Genomic DNA, 20,869 nt, shown 5'->3' with positions numbered 1-20,869 from the left:
AGGGCGGCGGCATGGAGTATGAGTGCGTCATCATCGGCGGGGGAGTGGCGGGGCTCGCGGCGGCCATGGTGCTGGCCAGGGCCCGCCGGAGGGTCCTGCTTCTGGATTCGGGCCGGCAGAACAACCTGCGCACGTCCCATTCGGGCGGGGTCTTCCTGCACGATGGAGGTACGCCGGCAGCCATGTACGAGGCAGGACTGCGGCAACTGCGCGCCTACCCGACGTTCAGCTACCGGCAGGAAACCGTGGTCGAAGCGCAGGCGAACGACGGCGGCGGCTTTGGGCTGCTGACCGCCTCCGGGCGCACCGAGCAGGCCCGGACGCTGGTCCTGGCCCAGGGCGTGGACTACGAGCCGTCCCCGGTGCCGGGCGTCGACGCCCTCTGGGGCACGAAGGTGGTCCACTGCCCGTTCTGCGACGGCTACGAATCCAGGAACCTGCGGGTGCTCGCCCTGGGTGAGCCTGAGTGGCTTGAGCACATGCGCGAAATACTTCCCAACTGGGTGGACGATATCGCCTGGGCGGATCCGTCCGAAGTGGCACGGCTCGACGGCGGCGGGCAGGACGACGGTCCTGTGGTGGTGAGCTTCTCCGACGGCCGGCAGGCGGAGTTCGGGCGGGTCTTCGCCCAGCAGAAATTCCGGCTCCGGGACGGCATCGCCGACATGCTCGGCTGCGGGCGCACCGGATCGGGCGACCTTGAAACCGATCCCCGGGGCCTCACCACCGTTCCCGGCGTCTTCGCCGCGGGCGACCAGACCACGGGGGCGCAGCAGGTCAACCTGGCCATCGGCTCGGGCCATGCGGCCGGCATGGGAGCGGTCTTCGCCCTGTCCGCCGCCCGGCGGGCGGCGGCATCGGCGTCCTAACGGGCTTGCCGCCCCTGGACCGTGTGCCTAGGGTGAATCGGGTAAGCAACCTTGGTTTTCCAGTGAAGGGCAGGACCATGAGCAGCTTCCGTCCGGACAAGGACCCGCAGAATCCTGACCAGCCGGCCGAAACGGGCCGCGTCCGGCCCGACAACGACAACGAGGAACGGACCTCCGCGGACAAAGCCGCCTCCGCCAATCCCGATCCGGTGACCCAGAACATTACCGGGCTGGAGCCCGGCGGCGGCGTGCCGCCGGGCGAAACGCCGCCGGCCGAGGACCAGATGAGTGCGGACCAGGGCCACGAGGAATAGTTGGCGTCCCGCGGAGCCGGGGCAAGTCGGCGCCGTGGGACGCAGCGGCGGGCTAGCTTCCGGCGTGGATCTCGTCGACCTTGGCCGCGACGAACCGCAGGTGCTCCCAGCCGCGCACGGCCGCCCGCGCGGTCCGCTCGTCCACGTCCACACCCTTGCTCCGCAGGATCGACAGCAGGGTCGCGTCGGTGATGTCCCGGCGGATTTCCTCCAGCCAGGCTGACTGCAGCCGGGCCGGAACGGGCAGCCGCAGGCGCGCCGTCACCAGGTTGCCCAGCACATAGGCCAGGCCGCAGACCGCCAGCCCGGCGGCGAGCAGCGGCAGCAGGTTCCCCTGGGTGGCTGCAGCCACGGCGCCGGCCACACCGGTCAGCACCAGGACGAGTACGGCGCGCTGGAGCACGGCGGTACCGTACCTGCCGTCCGCCTGGCGCCGGCCGGCGACCGGTGCCAGGAAGGCGGCGCGGTTGGCCTGGGCCTTGCGCAGCCAGGCGGTCCGCCCGCCGAGTTCGGCATTGACCAGGTCCTCGGCGGCCGCCAGTTCGGCCGGGTGTCCGGCGCGCAGTGCGGCCAGCAGGGGATCCTCCTTGTCCGCCCAGGCGCGGGTGAGGCGGGAGTCGATGGCGGCGGCCAGGTGCTGCAGCCCGAGGCGGGAAGCTTCGCGCGGGACCAGGCGGGCGTCATCGGGCCAGGCGGGCGCACTGGAGGGCAGGGCCGTTTCCGTGCGGATGCCGTAGCGGGGCGAGCCGTCGGAGAGCAGGTAGTCGGTGGAAATGCTCACGGGGTTTCCTCGGAGTGGTTATTGGGGCGGACACGGCATGCCAATAACCCTGCTCCGGGCGGTTGGCACTGTAAGATTCGACCACGCCGCCGGCGCCGGGCAAAACCGGATGTCAATTGCGACAGGCGGAGCTCCTGCCGACGGACGGCCCCGATTTGGCAAGTCCGCCTTCCGGCATATACCCTGTGATACGCATCACGAACTGAATATGCCTTCGAACCGCGGCGGGAGAGTCCTGCCGGTGTGAACGATCCACGGCAGGCGCCGAAGGAGCAAATCCTCCCCGGGAATCTCTCAGGCCCCTGTACCGCCGCGGCAAGGCACCTCTGAAAAGCAGTCCCGGTCCAGCCAGCGGGGCTCACCCACGGGGCAAGCTGCGCGCCTTTCAGGCGTGCGGCGGAAACTCTCAGGTCAATGACAGAGCGGGGAGGAGTCCGGCCCTCCGGCATCCCCTGACAGCACATGGAGCCTCCCCTGATCCACCACCACGGAATGCAGCAGCCATCGTTGTGCATCCACCCGCGCCTGCCCGGCACTGCCCGGGGGCTGGGGCAGGCCCCGCCGCGCCGCTGACCCCTGCGCCGCTGACCCTGCTGAGGTGACGGCGCCCTGCAGCGCCGGGTGGCCTCCCTTGCTCCGGCCATGCCGGAGGATCCGTTCGTCCGAAACAGGACCGCAACATCCCTGTGCCATAAAGGCTTAACAAACGTGCCTGCCCTCAAGGGCGAGGACAGGTGCACCACCGCGCGCCGCCGTCGAGCATCGCGGGTGCGGTACCGCAAGAAGGAAGAGAGAAATCTGCATGTCAGACCGGAACACCGGAACCGCGTCGGGCCACCCGTCCGGCAATCCGTCCCAGCCCTCCGCTACCCCTGGAGGTACGTCCGTTTCGTCCGCGGCCCAGGAACCCCACCTTGAGCGGCAGTTGTCCAACCGGCATATCCAGCTCATTGCCATCGGCGGGGCCATTGGCACCGGCTTGTTCATGGGCTCGGGCAAGACCATCTCGGTGGCGGGTCCGTCGGTGATCTTTGTGTACATGATTATCGGCTTCATGCTTTTCTTCGTCATGCGGGCGATGGGCGAGCTGCTGCTGTCCAACCTGGCGTACAAGTCCTTCAGCGACTTCGCCGCCGACCTGCTGGGCCCGTGGGCCGGGTTCTTTACCGGCTGGACCTACTGGTTCTGCTGGGTGGTCACCGGCATCGCCGACGTGATCGCGATCTCCGGCTATGCCAACGAGCTGGTCCCGGGCATCCCGTTGTGGATCCCGGGGCTGGCCACCGTGGCCATCCTGCTGGTGCTGAACCTGCCGACAGTGAAGGCCTTCGGTGAAACCGAATTCTGGTTCGCGCTGATCAAGATCATCGCCATCGTGGCCCTGATCGTCACCGGCCTGGTGATGATCTTCTCCGGCTTCAGCTCCGAGGCCGGCCCGGCCGGCTTCTCCAACCTGTGGAGCCACGGCGGCTTCTTCCCGCATGAGTTCATGGGCTTCGTGGCCGGCTTCCAGATCGCCGTGTTCGCCTTCGTGGGCATCGAGCTGGTGGGCACGACCGCGGCCGAGGCCAAGGACCCGGAGAAGAACCTGCCCAAGGCCGTCAACTCCATCCCGGTGAGGGTGCTGCTCTTCTATGTGGGCGCGCTGGTCATCCTGATGGCCGTCACCCCGTGGACCGAGTTCCGTGCCGGCCACAGCCCGTTCATCGGCATGTTCTCCCTGGCCGGCCTGGGCATTGCGGCCACGGTGGTGAACCTGGTGGTGCTGACCTCGGCGATGTCGAGCGCGAACTCGGGCATCTACTCCACCTCCCGGATGGTGTTCGGCCTGGCCCAGGAAGGCGACGCTCCGGCAGTCTTCGGCAGGCTCTCCCCGCGCAAGGTGCCGCGCAACGCACTGTTTTTGACCTGCGTGCTGCTGCTCTCGGGCGTGGTGCTGCTGTACGCCGGCGAGAACGTGGGCAAGGCGTTCGAGATGGTCACCACCGTCTCGGCGGTGTGCTTCATGTTCGTCTGGTCCATCATCCTGGCCAGCTACCTGGTCTACCGCGGGCGCCGGGCCGCCCTGCACGAGGCGTCCGCCTTCAAGATGCCCGGCGGACGCGTGATGGTCTCGGTGGTCTTCGCCTTCTTCGCCTTCGTGCTCTGGGCGCTGACCACCCAGCCGGACACACTCATGGCGCTGCTGGTGACCCCGGTCTGGTTCGCGGTCCTGGGCGTGGCCTGGGCCGTGCTGCGCCGGCGTCCGCTGCACGTGGCCCGCGCCGAGGCGTTCCGCGCTCGGCTTCAGGCCGAGGGCCGGGAGACCGGTGACCGCGAACCGGCAACCGTCGGCGCAGCCGAATAACACCGGCAGCCGAATAACACCGGCAGCCGGACCACCGGCCGCTGCCCAAACAGGCCGGCCTGACGGAGGGCCCCGCACACGTGCGGGGCCCTCCGCCGTGTCCGCGGCCGGCAGCTGCCGGCGGCCGGTTACCGGCTCCGGCGCGGTCCGGCCAGTTCCATCAGGTCCGTCAGCGGCGGGCGCGTGCCGCGGTGCAGCTCCACGCCCGGGGGCAGCCCCTCCACCCAGACCTTGGAACCGGAGACGTTGATGGTGATCCGGGCCGGGCCCAGCGGCACGTTGGGGGCGTGCAGGTATCCCCAGGAGTCGGGCAGGACCGGATCCATCCAGAGGCCGCCGTGGGACAGGTGCGCCTCGTAGCGCAGCATGCTGCGCAGCAGCATCACCGGGGCCGCCGAGGCCCATGCCTGCGGGGAACAGGACGTGGGGTAGGTCACCGGCTCCGGGTAGTCGGCGCGGCCGAACCCGCAGAAGAGTTCCGGCAGCCGGCCCCCGGTATAGTCGGCGGCCTCCAGCAGGGCGGTGGCAATCCGCTGGGCCTCGGGAACGAAGCCGTAGCGCATCAGGCCGGCCACGATCAGCGCGTTGTCGTGCGGCCAGACCGAGCCGTTGTGGTAGCTGACCGGGTTGTAGGCGCCCATGTTGCTGGCCAGGGTGCGCACGCCCCAGCCGCTGAACATCTCCGGGGACATCAGCTTCCCGGCCACCAGGGGCGCCTTGTCGCTGTCCACGATGCCGGACCAGAGGCAGTGGCCCATATTGGATGCGCAGGCATCGACGGGGCGTTTGTCCTTGTCCAGCGCGATGGCGTAATAGCCCTTGTCGGGCAGCCAGAACTGTTGGTTGAACCGCTGCTTCAGCCGGGCCGCGCGGTCCCGCAGGTCGGCCGCCAACGCCAGGTCCCCGGCGTCGTACGCCATCCAGGCCCGGGCGATGTAGGCGGTGTAGACGTAGCCCTGCACCTCGCACAGGGCGATGGGCGGTTCCGCCATGCGCCCGTTGGCGAAGTTGATGCCGTCCCAGGAATCCTTCCAGCCCTGGTTGGCCAGGCCCTGGTCGTTGAGCCGCCGGTATTCGACAAAGCCGTCCCCGTCGCTGTCCCCGTAGTCGCGGATCCAGTCCAGCGCCCGGTCCGCGTGCGGCAGCAGCGCGGTCACGTCCTCCGCGGGCACGCCCCAGCGGCTGACCTCACCCAGCAGCGTCACGAACAGGGGAGTGGCATCGACGCTGCCGTAGTACGCGGACTTGCCGCCCAGGGCCAGCTGCGTACCGACCCCGAGCCGGACCTCGTGCAGGATGCGGCCGGGCTGTTCCTCGGTCAGCGGGTCCACCACCGTGCCCTGCCGGCTGGCCAAGGTCTGCAGCGTGCCCAGGGCCAGCGAGGGGTCGAGGACCACGATCATGTAGGAGGCCAGCAGCGAGTCCCGGCCGAACAGGGCCATGAACCACGGTGCCCCGGCGGCCACCACCATGCGCTCGGGCTGCCGCGGGTCCACGATCCGCAGGGCTCCAAGGTCCTCGTGGCTGCGCAGGACCGTGCGTTGGACGGACGGGTTGCCCATCCGCAGCGCCGGCATGCTGGCCTCCCACGCCTGCTGCCGGCGGTCCCGGGGCGAGACGGCGTCCGGGGAATGCATGACCGAGGGACCGGCCCACGCCCTGTCGCCGGTGGCCGGGACCACCGCCACCTGCACGCCCCAGCTGCCGTGGGCGGGGACGACGGCGCGGAAGAGCAGCCCGTCGGGCCCGGCCTCGGCACCGGGGGCGCGGACGACGACACCCTTGCGCACCCCCTGCCATTCGGCCTGGATGGTCAGCGTTCCGCGCCTGGTGCGCCGGGTCTGCTGCCACTGCCGGTGAGCGAGGCCTTCCTTGACCTCGAACAAGTCGGCGAAGTCGGCCTCCACCGCCAGCGCAATGAGGCAGTGGGCAGGTTCAAGGCCGTAGTTGCGCACGGTGATGTCCTCGAGGATCCCGGCGCCCAGCTCCCGGCTGCGCTCGACGGTGAGCGGGCTGTCCGCCCGTCCGTCCGCCAGCGGCGCCCGGCCGACATAGCTGCCCTGGTACGGGGCGGGCGTCCACGCGCCCAACGGCTCCAGGGGCTCTCCGTTGACGGTGAGGTTCCAGCGGGAGAGGATCCGGGTGTCCTGGAAGAAGACCCCGTGGGGATGATGGGGGAAAATGTCCCCGTTCTGCAGCGAGATGCAGAAGTTGGCCCCCTCGACCAAGGTGACGGCACCGGCTCCGGTAGGGCCTGCGATGCTGTCAGCGTTCCATGCGGCCACGATTGGCTCCTTCGATGTGCCTGCATGCTTTTTTGAATCTACGCCTGCCCGGGCCGGGGCACCAGAGCGCCCGGGATCCCGTACTATTAAACGTTCTATTCAGCGTTCCACTCACAGCAGCCGGGGATCATGAACGTGTCGTTCCGCACCACAGTCCTGTCCGCCCTCGCCGCCGTCCTGGTGGCCGCCGGTGCCGCCGGCTGCGGCCAGCCCGGCGCCGCCGGCGCTTCCGCCGCCACTGCGGCACAGCCGGCGGAAGCCTCGCAGCCGGCACAGCCGCAGCCGGCCCGGACCGCCGAGGCCGGCGGATCCGGCACCCCTGCACAGCAGCAGCCCTCAGCACAGCAGCAGGCGGAGACCCGGGCCGGCACGGCGCTGGCCCAGCTGTCGACCATCGGCATCAAGGGACGGGCACCGAAGACCGGCTACTCCCGCGACCGGTTCGGCGACGGCTGGCAGGACCCCGACGGCAACGGCTGCGACGCGCGCAACGACATCCTGAACCGGGACCTGGCCGGGATCCGGCACCGGGCCGGCACGCACGGCTGCATTGTCACCTCCGGGACGCTGAACGACCCCTATACCGCTGCCAGGATCAGTTTTGTCCGCGGCAACGCCACCAGTACCGCGGTGCAGATCGACCATGTGGTGGCCCTGTCGGACGCCTGGCAGAAGGGCGCCCAGCTGCTGTCCGCACGGCAGCGCCTCGCCTTCGCCAACGACCCGCTGAACCTGATCGCCGCCGACGGGCCGGCCAACGGCGCCAAATCCGACTCGGACGCGGCCTCCTGGCTGCCGCCGAACAGGGGCTTCCGCTGCCGGTACGTGGCCCGGCAGACGGCGGTCAAGGCCAAGTACGGGCTGTGGATGACGCAGGCCGAACACGATGCCATCGCCCGGGTGCTCTCGTCCTGCCCGCAGGAACCGGTCCCGTCCGCCGCGGTGGCCGCCAGGCGCACCACCGCGGCCGCGGCCGCCGGCACCTCCCGGATCCCGGCCGAAGCATCCCGGTCCGGAGTGCCGTCCTACCGCAACTGCACCGAGGTCAAGGCCGCGGGGGAGGCCCCGATCCGGGCCGGCGACCCGGGCTGGGACACCAAGTTCGACCGCGACGGCGACGGCGTGGGCTGCGAATCCTGAGCCGTCCCGCCACGCGCGGCCGCCTACCGCGCACACGCGGGATGGGCGACACTGGAAGGCAGGCAGCACCGCAGGAGGGTCGATGACGGAATCCAGCCCCGCCGAGGGGGCACGGGAAGCCGCGTCCCGGGCGGCGGACGCCGCCGAGGAACTTTCCGACACCAAGACGCTCGATGTGCTGGCGCGCTTCGGCTTCGCCGTGACCGGCCTGCTGCACATCCTCATCGGGGCCATCGCGCTGGTCATCGCCTTCGGCGGCGACGGCGAGGCTGACCCGGCCGGCGCCGTCGAACTGCTGGCGGACAGCCCGTTCGGACCGGTGCTCATGTGGGCCGGGTTTGCCGGCTGCGCGGGGCTATCGCTGTGGCAGTTGAGCGAGGCGACGCTGAGGATGCGGCGCCGGCGTCGGCGGGAGCGGGCGGAAAAGGCGGTCTCCTCCGGCGGGCTGAGCATCGGCTACGGCAGCGTCGCCCTGATGTTCGCCAACTTCGCGCTCGGCCGGCGTACGGATTCAGGCGAATCCACCAGCGATTTCACCGCCGCACTGCTGGGCACGCCCTTCGGCCTGCCCGTGCTGATTGGCATCGGCGCCGCCGTCATCGGCATCGGCGTCTATTTTGTGGTCAAGGCACTGCGGCGGGGGTTCAAGGAGGAGCTTTCCTTCGGGGACGGCAAGCGGGGCAAGCTGCTGACGAGCCTGGGTGTGTTCGGGCACATCGCCAAGGGCATCGCGCTCGGGCTGGTGGGGCTGCTGGTCATTGTGGCCTCGGTCCGGCACGATCCGGCGGAGTCGACCGGGCTGGACGGGAGCCTGAAGGCCCTGCGGGACCATCCCCTCGGCGTCTACGTGCTCAGCGCCGTGGCTGCCGGGCTGATCGCGTACGGCATCTTCGCGATGATCCGGGCCAAGTACGGGAGGATGTGACCGCGGCCGAGGCTGGACCGCGGCAGCGGGGGAGCGGATAATCTGCTCACAACGGCACCCGGTGTGCCGCGGTGTCCGAGTCGGGAGGACAGGATGCGCGCAGGATCGATTCTGGGACTGCTGGTCGTGGTGTGGCTGGCCATCGGTGTGCTGGCTGCGGCGCAGCGGGGTTATTTCGGGGCGCCGCCGGAGAACTGCGCACAGGCCGGCACGGTGGCGGCGGCGATCGCTGCCGGGCCGCTGAACTACACCGGGCTGAATCCGAAGGTCGAGTGCGAGCTGCCGCAGCCTTCACCGTGAGCTGCGCCGGCCCGGCCCGGTTCACCGCGAAGGTGGTGACAGACAATGGCTGACCAGGGACGGCAGCGGATCGTCGTCGGCGTGGACGGCTCGGACCTCTCCGTCGCGGCGCTGCGCCACGCGAAGCTGCTCGCCGACGCGCTCGGCTGTGTGGTGGAGGCCGTGACCGCCTGGCACCACCAGGTAGCCGCCGGCACCGTCGCTCCGGTGCGGTGGAATCCGGCCGAGGACGCCGGGCGGGTGCTCGCGGATACCCTGGAGCGGGCCTACGGCGGGCAGCCACCGGCCGAGCTGCAGTCCGGGACGGTCCAGGGGCAGCCTGCCGGGGAACTGATCGAGGCCGCCCGCAACGCCCGGATGCTCGTGCTCGGCAGCCGCGGCCAGGGCGGGTTCGCCGGCCTGCTGCTGGGCTCGGTCAGCGCCGCCTGCGTCGCCCATGCACCCTGCCCGGTGCTGATTGTCCGGGCCGGCCCCGGGGAAGATACCTCCGGCAGCGCCGACGACAGTTAGGAGAACATCATGAACGGACCACTTGGGGAACCAGCGGACGCCGCCCGGGACCCGGCGCGTGCAGCCCTGCAGCACCACCACGGGCAGCTGCTGCACCGGCTGAAGTCCCTGGCCTCGGCCCTGGCGGACGCGGTGGCCGCCGGGGACGCTGTCGCCGGACACGAAGCCCGGACGGTCCTGATCGAATGGGGCGAGTCGGACCTCATCCCGCACGTCCTGGCCGAGGAGGAGAAGCTCTACGCCCCGGCGGCGGGCCTGCCCGAGGGGCGGCTGCTGGTGGAGGCCCTGCTGGCCGAGCACCGCGCGCTGGCCGGCCTGCTGGAGGAGCTGCGCGGGGCCGGCGGGGTGGCCGCGGCGGTGCTCGGCGGGGCCATCGAACGGACCTTCGCGCTGCACGTGGAGAAGGAGGACCGGCTGCTGGTGCCGCTGCTGGCAGGCGCTCCCGGGCTGTCCCTGGCCGGCGCCGTCGAAGGCCTGGAGTCGCTGGTCGGCGAGGCGCACCTGCATCCCTGACCGCGGCCACCCCTGACGGCGGTGCGCCGCCGCCTCCTGGGGCCCGTTCCGTCCGCTAGCTGAGCCGGCGTGCCCCGGCCGACGGGCGCACGGTGAAGGCCTCCGGCGCCGCGTAGCCGCGCCCGGCGAAGGCGTCCGCGACGGCGGTGCTGACCGCGGCCAGCCGCGCGTGCGGCACCAGCGCCAGCACGCAGCCGCCGAAGCCGCCGCCGGTCATCCGCGCCCCGGCCGCCCCGGCGGCGCGGGCGGCCTCCACGGCCAGGTCCAGTTCGGGGCAGGAGACCTCGAAGTCCTCCCGCAGCGAGGCATGGCCGGCATCCAGCACGCCGCCGACGGCCAGCGGGCCGGGACCGCGCAGCAGCCTGACAGCCTCCAGCACCCGGGCGTTTTCGGTGACCACGTGGCGCACGCGGCGGAAGGCCGTGCCGTCGAGCCGCCGCCGGACGGCCGGCAGGTCGGACACCGCCAGGTCGCGCAGCGCACCCACGCCCAGCAGTGCCGCCGCGCGCTCGCAGGCGGCGCGGCGGTCCGCGTAGCCGCCGTCGGCGTGGGCGTGCGAGACCTTGGTATCAATGACCAGGCAGTCCAGGCCCGCCGCCTCCAGCCGCAGGGGCACGGTCTCGGTCCTGCCGCTGCGGCAGTCCAGGAACACTGCCGCTCCCTCGCGGCCGAGCAGGGACGCCGTCTGGTCCATGATGCCGGTGGGGGCGCCGACGACGTCGTTCTCGGCCCGCTGGCCGGCGGCGGCCAGCTGCGGCAGGCTCAGCCCGGCACCGGCCAGTTCGGCCAGGGCCAGTGCGGCGGCACACTCCAGGGCGGCCGAGGAGGACAGCCCTGCGCCCACGGGCACCGTGGAATCGACCAGCATCTCGAACCCCGGCACGTCCACGCCGGCCTCGCCGAGCGCCCAGGCCACCCCCAACGGATAGGCAGTCCAGTCCCGCGCCCGGCCGCCCGGCCGGCCCGGACCCGCCTCGTCCAGTTCCGCGGCGGACACCTCGTGCGGGGACAGCATCGTGGCCAGCCGCACGCTGCGGTCCGCCCGGCGCGCGACGGCCACGCAGGTCTGGCGGTCGATGGCGAAGGGCAGCACATAGCCGGCGTTGTAGTCGGTGTGCTCGCCGATGAGGTTCACCCGGCCCGGCCCGGCCCAGATGCCCTCCGGCCGGTGTCCGAAGATCCGGGCGAACTCGTCCGCGAGCCCGGCGGGGGAGCGGTCCGGTTCAGCCACGGCCGGCCACCTCCCGCAGCCGGGCGGCCATCTGCTCGGGCACGGTGTCGTTGATGAACGCGCCCATGGCGGCCTCCGAGCCGGCCAGGTACTTGAGCTTGTCCGCGGCCCGCCGCGGCGAGGTGACCTGCAGGTGCAGGCAGCAGGCCGGGCGGTAGTACGCATCCACCGGTGCCTGGTGCCAGGCGGCGATGTACGGGGTGGGGCTGCCGTAGAGGGCGTCCAGCCGGCCCAGCAGCTCCGGGTACAGCACCGCCAGCTCCTCCCGCTCCGGGCCGGAGAGCCCGGCCAGGTCCGCCACGTGGCGGTGCGGCACCAGGTGGATTTCCAGCGGCCAGCGCGCGGCGAAGGGCACATAGGCGCTGAACAGCTGCCCTTCCAGCACCATCCGGCTGCCGTCCTGGCGCTCGCGGCGCAGCACCGAGGCGAGCAGGGTGTCCCGCCCCGCGGCGTCGTCGTAGTGGCGCCGCGCTGCGCGGGCCATCACCGCGGCGCGCGGGGTGATGTACGGGTAGGCGTAGATCTGCCCGTGCGGGTGGTGCAGGGTGACGCCGATTTCCGGGCCGCGGTTTTCGAAGCAGAAGACCTGCAGGACTCCGGGCAGCGCGCTCAGGGCGCCGGTGCGCTGGGCCAGCGCATCAATGACGGTCCGGACCCGTGCCGAACCCAGGGCGGCGAAGCTGCCGGTATGGCTGGAGGTGAAGGCCACCACCTCGCAGCGGCCGCCGGCCGGGGCCGCGGTGCCCCAGCCCGGGTCCGCGGGGGCCGGCACCGGATCCGGGCCCAGGGAGGGAAAGCGGTTCTCGAAGACCGCCACATGGTAGTCCGGGGCGGGGATTTCCGAGCGCCGTCCGCCGCTGCTCGGGCACAGCGGGCATTCATCCGCCGGCGGCAGGTGGGTCCGGTCCTGCCGGTGGGCGGCCACGACCACCCACTCCCCGGTGAGCACATCGAAGCGCAGCTCGCCGGGGAGCGGCCGCTCCGGCAGCTGCCGTTCATCCGGCACCGCCCGGGAGGCCGGCGGACCCGCGGTCCCGGCAGCGCCGCCGGAGGGGAACGCGTCATCGAAATAGAACAGTTCCCGGCCGTCCGCGAGCCGGGTGATGGTCATCGGGCCCATGCGTGGCTCCTACCTCGCGCCTGTCCCGTTCAACCTAACCCACCGCGGGCAAAAAGTGGCCAACCGATATGCGGCCCGCACGGGAAATTGGCCCATGGCTGCCCGTCCGCTGCCGGGGCGGACCGGCCCCGGGCGGCCGGGCGGTCAGGCGGAGATGGCCCTCCGGCCGCCGAAGTCGTCGGCGATGGCCCGCGCGGCTTCCTGCAGCTCCGGCACCACGGTCCGGGCGATTTCGGCCTCGGACACCCGGTGGGTCTGCAGCGAGACATTGATCGCGGCGATCAGGTCGTTGCCGCGGCGCACCGGCACGGCCACGCCGCGCAGCCCGTCGTCGAGCTCCTGGGAGACCATGCAGAAGCCCTGCCGCCCCGCGCGGTCCACCTCGGCGCGCAGCTGCTCGATGCTGCTGACCGAGTGGTGGGTGAACTGCTGCAGGTTCAGCGAGGCGTAGAAGTCCTCCCGGACGCTCTCCGGCAGGCCGGCGAGCAGCACCCGGCCCATGGAGGTGGCCCAGGCCGGGAACCGGGTGCCGACATTGACCGAGACGCTGAGCAGCCGCGGGGCCGCCACCCGGGCCAGGTAGACGACGTCCGTCCCGTCCAGCACGCACAGCGAGGCGGTCTCGTTCAGCTTGACGGCCAGGTCCTTCAGGTGTGGCTCGGCGATCTGCGGCAGCGACAGGTTGGCCAGGAACGAGGCACCGATGTCCAGGCAGCGCGGGGTGAGCTCGAAGTAACTGCCGTCCATGCGCACATAGCCCAGGTCGGCCAGCGTCAGCAGGAACCGCCGGGCCGCGGCCCGGCTGAGGTCGGCCTTGGCCGCGGCGCGGGTGATGGTCAGCCTCGGTTCGTCGGGGCTGAAGGCCAGCAGGATGGAGAAGGTCTTCTCCACCGACTTCACCCAGTAGGCAGGGTTTTCGTCATCGAGCACGTCGGTGTGCTGTGTCATGGTTCCGTCTTTCCGCCCGGCAGTCACCGGTTCCGGGCATATCCAGCGATTTTAGCGGAGCCGTCCCGGCTGCGCTGGGCCAGCAGGTACTGGGCGGCCAGCCGCACCGGGGCGTTCGGGGCACCGTAGCCGTTGTAGCCGCCGCGGCGTTCGACGACCTCGAAGAACACGCTGCCGACGGTGGCGGTGTAGAAGTGCAGGAACTCACCGTGCTCGTCCCGGTCATAGAGCAGGTTCAGCTCCTGCAGGGTGGCCAGCAGCGCCGGGTCCAGCCGGAAGCGGGCCTGCAGATCGGCATAGTAGTTGGCCGGGATCTGCAGGAATTCCAGCCCGGCGGCGACGGCGCGGCGGGCCAGCGCGACCAGGTCGGTGCAGGCGAAGGCGATGTGCTGCGGGTAGGCCGATTCCGACGACGGCCCGGGCTTTTCCATCACCAGCGGCGCAATGTTCAGCGCCAGGCGCACCGCGCCGTCGTGCGTGCGCATGACCTGGCTGCGCACCAAGCCGACCGGGCTGGGCACCTCGGTGGACGGGCTGGGCGCCAGCGCCAGGGTGCTCTCGTAGAAGAGCACGCTCTCGTCGAAGTGCTGCCACGGCTGGGCCAGGTTCACGTGGTCCACCTGGGTGACCAGGTCCAGGCCGGTGTTCCCGGCGGTGCCGGCTGCGCTGCTGTCCTGCGGACGGGCGAACTCCCGGGTCCAGGCGGCGGTGCCGTCGCCGGTGCCCTGGCAGAAGAAGACCTCGGTGGTGTCCGGGGCGTACACGCCCTGCAGGACCTCCTCGTCGGCCTGGCTCTGCCGCGGTACCGGCTCGGCCTTGAGCTGCACCGCCCGCGAGGCGGCGCGCACCGGGTCGGCCACGTCGAAGCCCAGGGCCGCGATCGCCGGCTCCTGGTTCCGCGCCTGCTGCTCGTTGATGATGATCCGGGCCCGGCCCTGCGTCCACAGCTGGACCGCCTTGGTGCGGTGCCGGCCCTGGAAGGTGAAGCCGAGCTGGCCCAGCAGCGTCTGGAGCTGTCCGGTGTCTTCGGCCTTGACCTCGGCGAAGTTGAAGCCGGTGGGTTCGGGCACCTGCGGCAGCGTGGCCAGCTCCATCGGGTAGCGCGCCTGCGGCCCGTCGGTCTCCTGCAGGTGGACCGAGGTGCGCTCGGCCAGCCAGATCAGCGAGCGCATCGCGTCCACGGCGGTGCGCACCTCGTCGGCCTGGCGGAAGACGTCGTTGAAGATTTCCAAAGAGACCGGCCCGGCGTAGCCGCCGCGGACCAGGTGGCCCAGGAACTGGTCCAGTGCCCACGCGCCCTCGCCGGGGAAGACCCGGTAGTGCCGGCTCCAGGAGAGGATGTCCATGCTCAGCTGCGGGGCGTCGGCCAGCTGGACGAAGAAGATCTTCTCCGCCGGGATCTTCTCGATGCCGGCGGGATCCCAGCCGCGCGAGAGGATGTGGAAGCTGTCCAGGCAGGTGCCGATGTTGGGATGGTCGGCCAGCTCGACGATCCGCCAGGCGTGCTCGAAGTCGTTGACGAACCTGCCCCAGGCCAGCGCCTCGTAGGCGATGCGGATGCCGTAGCGGGCGGCCAGATCCCCGAGGAGGCGCAGCTGGGCGGCGGCGGTCCCATCATCGCCCAGGGTGGCGGTGGCGACATTGCTGCACAGCAGCATCAGGTCCATGCCCAGCTCGCGCATCAGCATGAACTTGGCCTCGGCGCGGTAGAGGTTGTCCGCCAGCTGCTGCTCGTCCACGCCCTCGAAGTCGCGGAACGGCTGGTACAGGTCCAGGCTCAGGCCCAGTTCGGCCGCCAGCGCGCGGATCTGTGCCGGGCTCTGCGGGGAGACCAGCAGGTCCTGCTCGAAGATCTCGATGCCGTCGAAGCCCGCCCTGGCGCAGGCATGCATCTTCTCTTCCAGAGTGCCGCTGAGGCAGACGGTGGCAATGGAGGTGCGCATGCTCAGCGGCCCTCGGCCAGCAGGTCCAGGAAGTGCGCGCGCATGCGGGCCGGGTCCGGCTCCAGTCCGGTGATCAGGCGGAACGCGTCCACGGCCTGGCCGACGGCCATGTGCCCGCCGTCCAGGGTCCGGCAGCCCTTGGCCGCAGCCACCGTGATGAGTTCGGTTTCCACCGGGCGGTAGATGACGTCGGCGACCCAGTGGCGGGGCTCAAGCAGGCCGGTGTCCAGCGGCAGGCCCGGGTGGGTGTGCATGCCCACCGGGGTGGCGTTGACGACGCCGTCGGCCGCGGCGAGCACCGCCGGCAGGTCCGCGGCCGGCACCGACCCGACCTGCCGGTCCGGGAAGAGGGCGGCCAGGGCGGCCGCGCGGGCGGCGGCCCGCTCCGGGGCCAGGTCGGTCAGCGTCAGGGTCCGGACTCCGGACTTGAGCAGGGCATAGGCCACCGCCGAACCGGCCCCGCCGGTGCCCAGCTGCACCACCGAGCCGAGCCCGGCGCCGGGCAGGCCGTAGGCCAGGGCGGTGCCGAACCCGGAGAAGTCGGTGTTGTGTCCGATCAGCTTGCCGTCCCGGACGAGCACGGTGTTGACCGCCTCCAGCCGGCGGGCGTCGTCGGAAATCTCGTCCAGGTGCTCCAGGACCAGCTGCTTGCACGGGTGCGTGATGTTGAAGGCGTTGAAGCCGAGGTCCCGGCCCTGGCGCAGCAGCTCGCCGACGGACCCGGCCGGGCGGTTGATGGCGGACAGGTCGATCGGGCGGTAGAGGTAGCGCAGGCCGTGCTGGTCCGCCTCGCGCTCGTGCATCGGCGGGGTGAGCGAGATGGTGATGCCCTCGCCGATCAGTCCAACCAAATAGGATTCCGACACTGTGCTCACGGTGGTCCTTCCGCTGTTCGATTTCTGCACAATCGTACGCATAGCGCACGAAAATGTGAAGCGGCTTGCATTGGGGTGTGGTCCCGGCTACATTGTTGTGACGTTCGAATGCTGCACAAGCGTGCGGAAAGCGCACAAATGTTGCAGCCGGACCGCCCGGCGGCCCTAGCGCCGGAAGCCGGTCCCCAACGTCCCGACGGGACAGTAGCAAGGAGATGCCATGACAGCCTCGGCGCCCACCGGCGAAAACAGCGCTGTGCACCAAAAGACGCCGGCCAGAGCCGCGCTGGCCAGCTTCATGGGAAGCGCGGTCGAGTACTACGACTTTTTCATCTTCGGCTCGGCCGCCGCGCTGATCTTCCCGCACGTCTTCTTTCCGGACGCCAACGCCCAGGCCAGCATCATGTCGCTGGCCACCTTCGGCTTCGCCTACATCGCCCGGCCCGTCGGCGCCGTGTTCGTGGGCCACTTCGGCGACCGCATCGGGCGCCAGAAGGTCCTGATGTTCACCCTGGTGCTGATGGGCCTGGCCACCTTCGTCATCGGCTGCATCCCCAGCTTCGCCACGATCGGCTGGTGGGCCCCCGCCATCCTGGTGCTCTGCCGGCTGATGCAGGGCCTGTCCGCGGCCGGCGAGCAGGCCGGTGCCAGCTCCCTGACCCTGGAGCACGCCCCGGACAACCGCCGCTCCTTCTTCACCTCCTGGACCCTGACCGGCACCCAGGGCGGGCAGATCCTCGCCGCCCTGATCTTCGTGCCCGTGGTGGCCCTGCCGGACGAGATCAAGTACGGCATCGGCTGGCGCATCCCGTTCTGGCTCAGCGCCGTCGTCGTCATCGTCACCTACTTCATCCGCCGCTCCCTGCACGAGACCCCCACCTTCGAGGCGGCCAAGGCCAACAACGAGATCGCGAAGCTGCCGGTCGGGGTGCTGCTGAAGAACCACTGGCGCGACGTGCTGCGCGTCATCTGCTGCGCCTTCATCGCCGCCGTCTCCACCGTGTACGGCACCCTCGCCATCAAGTACGGGGCCGAGGTCGGCAATGTCGACGAGGGCATCACGCTCTGGCTCGTGGTCGCGGGCAATGTCGTGGCCCTGTTCACCCAGCCCTTCTTCGGCAACCTCGCCGACAGGATCGGCCGCAAGCCGGTGTTCATCTACGGGGCGCTCTCATCCGCGGTGGCCATGCCCCTCTACCTGCTGTCCATGGAATCGGGCAACATGCTGCTGCAGTTCGCCCTCTCCGTGCTGGTCTTCTCCTGCGGCTATGCGGCGGCCAACGCCGTCTGGCCCTCGTTCTACTCCGAAATGTTCAGCGCCCGCGTCCGGTTCTCCGGCCTGGCCATCGGCACGCAGCTGGGCTTCCTCATGGCGGGGTTCGCGCCGTCCATCGTCGCAGCCATCGGCGGCCTGCAGCCGGGCGGCTGGGTGGCGACCAGCATCTTCACCGCGGCCATCTGCACCGTTGCCGCGGTCTCGGCGCTGACCGCCCGCGAAACCTACCAGGTGCCGACGGCGGAGCTGGGCCTGCGCGAGCCGGCCAAGGTCTAGCCGGTCCCACCTGCAGGCCCCGCGGCATCGCCGCGGGGCCTGCGTGCTTTTCCCGGTTCCCGGCCCCGGCCTCAGCTCCAGTCGCCCAGCCAGGCCCGGCGCTGGCTGCCCCGCGCCAGCGTCAGCGGCTGCACGAGCACCCCGGCGGGCCGGCGGATCCACCACTGCCCGGTGGCCCGCTTCTCCGCCCAGGTCGAATACCGGTAGTGGAAGATCCGCGCCCGGACATACTTGGGGGCCTCGCCGTCGAACGGATCCACGCGCAGCAGCCGCAGGGTCGGCCGGTCCGCCTCCAGCAGCTTGCGCAGGAACGGGATGAACCAGTTCTCCCCGCGCGAGCCCAGGGCCAGGAACCACATCAGCCAGTCCAGCCGCAGATGGTACGGGGCAAACTGCCGCGGCATCCGGGCCGGGTCCCCGGGCTTGCCCTTGAATTCGTATTCGCGCCAGTCGACGCCGTCCAGCGAGCCTTCCACGATGATTTCGTAGCGCTGGCGGGTGATCGAGCCAAAGGCCCCATAGGCGTTGCCCAGGTGCCAGCGGTTGAAGCTGCTGTTCATCAGCTGGTGCCGGGAGAGCAGGTTGCGCGCCGGCCAGTAGCTGAGCACCAGCAGCAGGGCCGAGACGGCCAGCACCACGACGGTGAACCAGGCGGGCGTGGGTCCGTACTCGGGAGTGAAGTCCCCCAGGCCCGGCAGCACTGCCTGGACCGCGCGGTCGCTGACGGCGGCGAAGGCGATAATGATGGTCAGCCAGTTCAGCCAGGCGAAGTTGCCCGAGATCACCAGCCACAGCTGGGTGGCAATCACGACGGCGGCGGCCACGCTGGCCACCGGCTGCGGCGCGAAGAGCAGGAACGGCACCACCAGCTGGGTGATGTGGTTGCCCAGCACCTCGAGCCGGTGAAGCGGCTTGGGCAGGTGGTGGAAGAACCAGCTGGCCGGCCCGGGCATCGGCTGGGTTTCGTGGTGGTAGTAGAGGGCGGTCAGGTCCCGCCAGCAGCGGTCCCCGCGCATCTTGATCATCCCCGCGCCGAACTCCAGCCGGAAGGCCAGCCAGATGAACAGCAGCAGGATCGGGTACGGCGGGGCCACCTGGTGGGAACCGAGGAAGGCTGCCATGAAGCCGGCCTCCAGCAGCAGCGTCTCCCAGCCGAAGGCATAGAAGGTCTGCCCCACGTTCACGATCGACATGTACAGACCCCACAGCAGCAGGAACGCCAGCATCGGCAGCCACGAGGGCCCGGCCTGCGGCAGCCCGGCCACCAGCAGCGCCGACACTGCGGCCCCGGTCCAGGCCACGGCCAGCAGCAGCCGGTCGCTGTAGTGCCGGCGGAAGAGGGTCGGCCCGCGGGCCCCCGACCAGCCCAGGTACTTCGGGACCGGCAGCAGCCCGTGCTCGCCCAGCAGCGCCGGGAACTGCGCGGCGGCGGAGAGGAACGCAATCAGGTAGATCGCGGCGATGCCCCGCTGCAGCACCTGCCGCGCCAGCTCAAATCCCTCGGCGTTGAACCAGTCCATGGCATTTTCCACGTTAGAACGGCGCCCGAGGGTGTCAAGGCCTGCCGCCGGGCCCGGACGGCGGCAGGGCTGGCTAGGCGAGCTGCTCGCGCACCGCCGGGGCCACTTCGCGCCCGTAGAGGCCGATGCTGGTCATCAGCTGCTCGTGCGGCAGCGTGCCCAGGCTGTACTTCAGGTCGAAGCGGGAGAGCCCCAGCCCCCGCGCCACCGCCACGATCTTGGCCGCCACCGTCTCCGGGGAGCCGACGAACAGGGCCCCGTCCGGGCCTGCCTCGGCCTCGAACTGCTCCCGGCTCATCCGGCTCCAGCCGCGCTCGCGGCCGATGCGCTCCTGCATGGCCACGTAGTGCGGCCACATTTCCTCCCGGGCCTGCTCGTCAGTGGCGGCGACGTAGCCGGGGGAGTGCACGCCGACGGGCAGCTGCGGCTGGCCGAACTGCTCCAGCGCCCGGTGGTACAGCTCCACGAAGGGGGCGAAGTTCAGCGGTGCCCCGCCGATGATGGCCAGCATCAGGGGCAGTCCGTAGTGTGCGGCCCGGACCACCGACTGCGGGGTGCCGCCGACGGCGATCCAGGTGGGCAGGGAACCGGAGGCCGTCGGCGGGTAGACCCGCTGCCCCTGCAGCGGCGGCCGGGTGCTGCCGGACCAGCTGACCGGCTCCTCCTTGCGCAGCTCGGTGAAGAGGTTCAGCTTTTCCTCGAACAGCTCCTCGTACCGGCCCAGGTCGAAACCGAACAGCGGGAAGGACTCGGTGAAGGAGCCGCGGCCCAGGATCACTTCGGCGCGGCCGTTGGAGACGGCATCGAGCGTGGCGAAGCGCTGGAAGACCCGGACCGGATCGTCCGAGCTGAGCACGGTGACGGCGGAGCCGAGGCGGATGCGGCTGGTGCGCGCGGCGATGGCCGCCAGCACCACGTCCGGGGCGGAGACGGCGAAGTCCTCGCGGTGGTGTTCGCCGATGCCGATAAAGTCCAGGCCCAGCTCGTCCGCGAGCACGGCCTCCTCGACGACGTTGCGCACCACCTGGTGGTGGGGCAGCAGCTTCCCGTCGGGGCCGTAGGTGACGTCCCCAAAGGTGTCGAGGCCGAGCTCGATTGCGTGTGCCATGTGCGGCGCCTTCCTGGTGCGGTGTCGGTAAAATTGATGCATTTGCATCTTTTCACGCAACCGGGCGCGGGCGCACGTTATTCCTGCGCGGAGTCCTGGACATTCCCTCCGGCCAGGAACCTGCTGATGCCGGCGGCTTCCCGTCCGCGGACGGTGAGCGGCCTAGTGGCGGTGCGGGACGTTGCCCTCGAGTGCACGGCGACCGCGTCGACGCCGCCCAGGACTTCGCCGGGCAGCGTGCCGTACCCGAAGCGCTCGGGCACCATGCTGGTTGACGGCAGCAGTTTGTCCGCCCGGTTGGATTCGAGCAGGCCGGGCAGCGGCCGGCCCGGTGGCGTCGGGAGCCAGGGTGCCGCCGGAGGACAGGGACGGGAAATGGGCGCGGATCCGGGCGGTATCAAGAGCCATGAAGCCATCCTTCCGGCCGGAGGGAGCAGAGCATCGCGGCGCCCGCCGGAACAGCCGCCGGCGGTCCGGCCCCGCCGCCCGTGGCCGGCCGGGGGAGGGCGATGCAGAATGGTGCCCATGAACGAACCCACCGCCGCCGACCGCCGCAGGGCGGTGCTTGGCACCGCTGCCTTCGCCGCC

The 20,869-nt window shown here is 70.9% G+C and carries 19 protein-coding genes and 1 riboswitch; of the genes, 9 read left to right on the top strand and 10 right to left on the bottom strand.

Annotated elements, in window-relative coordinates:
- Nucleotides 1–11 precede the first annotated feature (11 nt).
- Together HGG74_RS17315 and HGG74_RS17310 are read left to right on the top strand one after the other, a co-directional pair.
- Entirely contained in the window at nucleotides 12–869 is an 858-nt protein-coding gene (locus HGG74_RS17315; RefSeq protein ID WP_168488390.1) for an NAD(P)/FAD-dependent oxidoreductase, read from the top strand.
- 77 nt (nucleotides 870–946) lie between these two features.
- The gene (locus HGG74_RS17310; protein ID WP_168488389.1) at nucleotides 947–1,183 is read left to right on the top strand and encodes a DUF6480 family protein; all 237 of its coding nucleotides are present in this window, start codon (nucleotides 947–949) and stop codon (nucleotides 1,181–1,183) included.
- A 52-nt stretch (nucleotides 1,184–1,235) separates the two neighbouring features.
- Here the strand turns inward: HGG74_RS17310 and HGG74_RS17305 are convergent, their stop codons facing one another.
- Nucleotides 1,236–1,964, bottom strand: a complete 729-nt coding sequence (locus HGG74_RS17305) for a hypothetical protein (protein ID WP_168488388.1) — start codon at nucleotides 1,962–1,964, stop codon at nucleotides 1,236–1,238.
- Nucleotides 1,965–2,179: 215 nt separating this feature from the next.
- A riboswitch (glycine riboswitch) is annotated at nucleotides 2,180–2,284 on the top strand.
- Between the two features lie 482 nt (nucleotides 2,285–2,766).
- Here HGG74_RS17305 and HGG74_RS17300 point away from each other — a divergent pair.
- Nucleotides 2,767–4,311, top strand: a complete 1,545-nt coding sequence (locus HGG74_RS17300) for an amino acid permease (RefSeq protein WP_246262991.1) — start codon at nucleotides 2,767–2,769, stop codon at nucleotides 4,309–4,311.
- A 128-nt stretch (nucleotides 4,312–4,439) separates the two neighbouring features.
- Here the strand turns inward: HGG74_RS17300 and HGG74_RS17295 are convergent, their stop codons facing one another.
- A complete protein-coding gene (locus HGG74_RS17295; RefSeq protein WP_168488387.1) occupies nucleotides 4,440–6,596 on the bottom strand; it encodes an amylo-alpha-1,6-glucosidase in 2,157 nt (718 codons plus the stop codon).
- 129 nt (nucleotides 6,597–6,725) lie between these two features.
- Here HGG74_RS17295 and HGG74_RS17290 point away from each other — a divergent pair, with 129 nt between their 5' ends.
- From HGG74_RS17290 to HGG74_RS17270, 5 genes are all read left to right on the top strand, one after another.
- Nucleotides 6,726–7,736, top strand: a complete 1,011-nt coding sequence (locus HGG74_RS17290; protein WP_168488386.1) for a GmrSD restriction endonuclease domain-containing protein — start codon at nucleotides 6,726–6,728, stop codon at nucleotides 7,734–7,736.
- An 82-nt stretch (nucleotides 7,737–7,818) separates the two neighbouring features.
- Nucleotides 7,819–8,661, top strand: coding sequence for a DUF1206 domain-containing protein (locus HGG74_RS17285; RefSeq protein WP_168488384.1), 843 nt, complete (start codon nucleotides 7,819–7,821; stop codon nucleotides 8,659–8,661).
- A 93-nt stretch (nucleotides 8,662–8,754) separates the two neighbouring features.
- On the top strand, nucleotides 8,755–8,961 hold the full coding sequence (locus HGG74_RS17280) for a hypothetical protein (RefSeq protein ID WP_168488383.1): 207 nt from the start codon (nucleotides 8,755–8,757) through the stop codon (nucleotides 8,959–8,961).
- Nucleotides 8,962–9,006: 45 nt separating this feature from the next.
- Nucleotides 9,007–9,471, top strand: a complete 465-nt coding sequence (locus HGG74_RS17275; protein ID WP_168488381.1) for a universal stress protein — start codon at nucleotides 9,007–9,009, stop codon at nucleotides 9,469–9,471.
- Between the two features lie 9 nt (nucleotides 9,472–9,480).
- The gene (locus HGG74_RS17270) at nucleotides 9,481–9,984 is read left to right on the top strand and encodes a hemerythrin domain-containing protein (protein WP_168488379.1); all 504 of its coding nucleotides are present in this window, start codon (nucleotides 9,481–9,483) and stop codon (nucleotides 9,982–9,984) included.
- Nucleotides 9,985–10,039: 55 nt separating this feature from the next.
- Here the strand turns inward: HGG74_RS17270 and galK are convergent, their stop codons facing one another.
- From galK to HGG74_RS17245, 5 genes are all read right to left on the bottom strand, one after another.
- The gene (gene galK / locus HGG74_RS17265) at nucleotides 10,040–11,215 is read right to left on the bottom strand and encodes a galactokinase (protein WP_168488378.1); all 1,176 of its coding nucleotides are present in this window, start codon (nucleotides 11,213–11,215) and stop codon (nucleotides 10,040–10,042) included.
- Nucleotides 11,208–12,335, bottom strand: coding sequence for a galactose-1-phosphate uridylyltransferase (gene galT, locus HGG74_RS17260; RefSeq protein WP_168488376.1), 1,128 nt, complete (start codon nucleotides 12,333–12,335; stop codon nucleotides 11,208–11,210). Before galT ends, galK begins: the two co-directional genes overlap by 8 nt.
- Nucleotides 12,336–12,479: 144 nt before the next feature.
- Nucleotides 12,480–13,283, bottom strand: coding sequence for an IclR family transcriptional regulator domain-containing protein (locus HGG74_RS17255; protein ID WP_168488374.1), 804 nt, complete (start codon nucleotides 13,281–13,283; stop codon nucleotides 12,480–12,482).
- A gap of 23 nt (nucleotides 13,284–13,306) precedes the next feature.
- Complete coding sequence (locus HGG74_RS17250) at nucleotides 13,307–15,226, bottom strand: bifunctional sugar phosphate isomerase/epimerase/4-hydroxyphenylpyruvate dioxygenase family protein (protein ID WP_168488372.1); 1,920 nt, start codon at nucleotides 15,224–15,226, stop codon at nucleotides 13,307–13,309.
- 2 nt (nucleotides 15,227–15,228) lie between these two features.
- A complete protein-coding gene (locus tag HGG74_RS17245; protein WP_168488370.1) occupies nucleotides 15,229–16,101 on the bottom strand; it encodes a shikimate dehydrogenase in 873 nt (290 codons plus the stop codon).
- Between the two features lie 220 nt (nucleotides 16,102–16,321).
- Between HGG74_RS17245 and HGG74_RS17240 the strand changes: the two genes are divergently transcribed.
- Nucleotides 16,322–17,653: an MFS transporter gene (locus tag HGG74_RS17240; RefSeq protein ID WP_168488368.1), complete on the top strand. Its 1,332-nt coding sequence runs from the start codon at nucleotides 16,322–16,324 to the stop codon at nucleotides 17,651–17,653.
- A gap of 71 nt (nucleotides 17,654–17,724) precedes the next feature.
- Here HGG74_RS17240 and HGG74_RS17235 read toward each other — a convergent pair whose 3' ends face one another.
- From HGG74_RS17235 to HGG74_RS17225, 3 genes are all read right to left on the bottom strand, one after another.
- The gene (locus tag HGG74_RS17235) at nucleotides 17,725–19,173 is read right to left on the bottom strand and encodes a lipase maturation factor family protein (protein WP_168488366.1); all 1,449 of its coding nucleotides are present in this window, start codon (nucleotides 19,171–19,173) and stop codon (nucleotides 17,725–17,727) included.
- A 73-nt stretch (nucleotides 19,174–19,246) separates the two neighbouring features.
- Nucleotides 19,247–20,281, bottom strand: a complete 1,035-nt coding sequence (locus HGG74_RS17230; RefSeq protein ID WP_168488364.1) for an LLM class flavin-dependent oxidoreductase — start codon at nucleotides 20,279–20,281, stop codon at nucleotides 19,247–19,249.
- Between the two features lie 77 nt (nucleotides 20,282–20,358).
- Nucleotides 20,359–20,547, bottom strand: coding sequence for a hypothetical protein (locus HGG74_RS17225; protein WP_205762096.1), 189 nt, complete (start codon nucleotides 20,545–20,547; stop codon nucleotides 20,359–20,361).
- Nucleotides 20,548–20,869 lie beyond the last annotated feature (322 nt).

The sequence above is a fragment of the Arthrobacter mobilis genome, assembly GCF_012395835.1.
GTDB classification, from domain to species: domain Bacteria; phylum Actinomycetota; class Actinomycetes; order Actinomycetales; family Micrococcaceae; genus Crystallibacter; species Crystallibacter mobilis.
This window is presented reverse-complemented; position numbering and strand designations above follow the sequence as displayed.

Excerpts from the sequence above, each read along its gene's own strand:
- HGG74_RS17240 (WP_168488368.1), top strand. The coding sequence starts at position 16,322 with ATGACAGCCTCGGCGCCCACCGGCGAAAACAGCGCTGTGCACCAAAAG.
- HGG74_RS17315 (WP_168488390.1), top strand. The coding sequence starts at position 12 with ATGGAGTATGAGTGCGTCATCATCGGCGGGGGAGTGGCGGGGCTCGCG.
- HGG74_RS17285 (WP_168488384.1), top strand. The coding sequence starts at position 7,819 with ATGACGGAATCCAGCCCCGCCGAGGGGGCACGGGAAGCCGCGTCCCGG.
- HGG74_RS17290 (WP_168488386.1), top strand. The coding sequence starts at position 6,726 with ATGAACGTGTCGTTCCGCACCACAGTCCTGTCCGCCCTCGCCGCCGTC.
- HGG74_RS17275 (WP_168488381.1), top strand. The coding sequence starts at position 9,007 with ATGGCTGACCAGGGACGGCAGCGGATCGTCGTCGGCGTGGACGGCTCG.
- HGG74_RS17235 (WP_168488366.1), bottom strand. The coding sequence starts at position 19,173 with ATGGACTGGTTCAACGCCGAGGGATTTGAGCTGGCGCGGCAGGTGCTG.
- HGG74_RS17225 (WP_205762096.1), bottom strand. The coding sequence starts at position 20,547 with ATGGTGCCCGAGCGCTTCGGGTACGGCACGCTGCCCGGCGAAGTCCTG.
- HGG74_RS17250 (WP_168488372.1), bottom strand. The coding sequence starts at position 15,226 with ATGCGCACCTCCATTGCCACCGTCTGCCTCAGCGGCACTCTGGAAGAG.
- galT (WP_168488376.1), bottom strand. The coding sequence starts at position 12,335 with ATGGGCCCGATGACCATCACCCGGCTCGCGGACGGCCGGGAACTGTTC.
- HGG74_RS17255 (WP_168488374.1), bottom strand. The coding sequence starts at position 13,283 with ATGACACAGCACACCGACGTGCTCGATGACGAAAACCCTGCCTACTGG.
- HGG74_RS17230 (WP_168488364.1), bottom strand. The coding sequence starts at position 20,281 with ATGGCACACGCAATCGAGCTCGGCCTCGACACCTTTGGGGACGTCACC.
- HGG74_RS17300 (WP_246262991.1), top strand. The coding sequence starts at position 2,767 with ATGTCAGACCGGAACACCGGAACCGCGTCGGGCCACCCGTCCGGCAAT.
- HGG74_RS17280 (WP_168488383.1), top strand. The coding sequence starts at position 8,755 with ATGCGCGCAGGATCGATTCTGGGACTGCTGGTCGTGGTGTGGCTGGCC.
- HGG74_RS17270 (WP_168488379.1), top strand. The coding sequence starts at position 9,481 with ATGAACGGACCACTTGGGGAACCAGCGGACGCCGCCCGGGACCCGGCG.
- HGG74_RS17310 (WP_168488389.1), top strand. The coding sequence starts at position 947 with ATGAGCAGCTTCCGTCCGGACAAGGACCCGCAGAATCCTGACCAGCCG.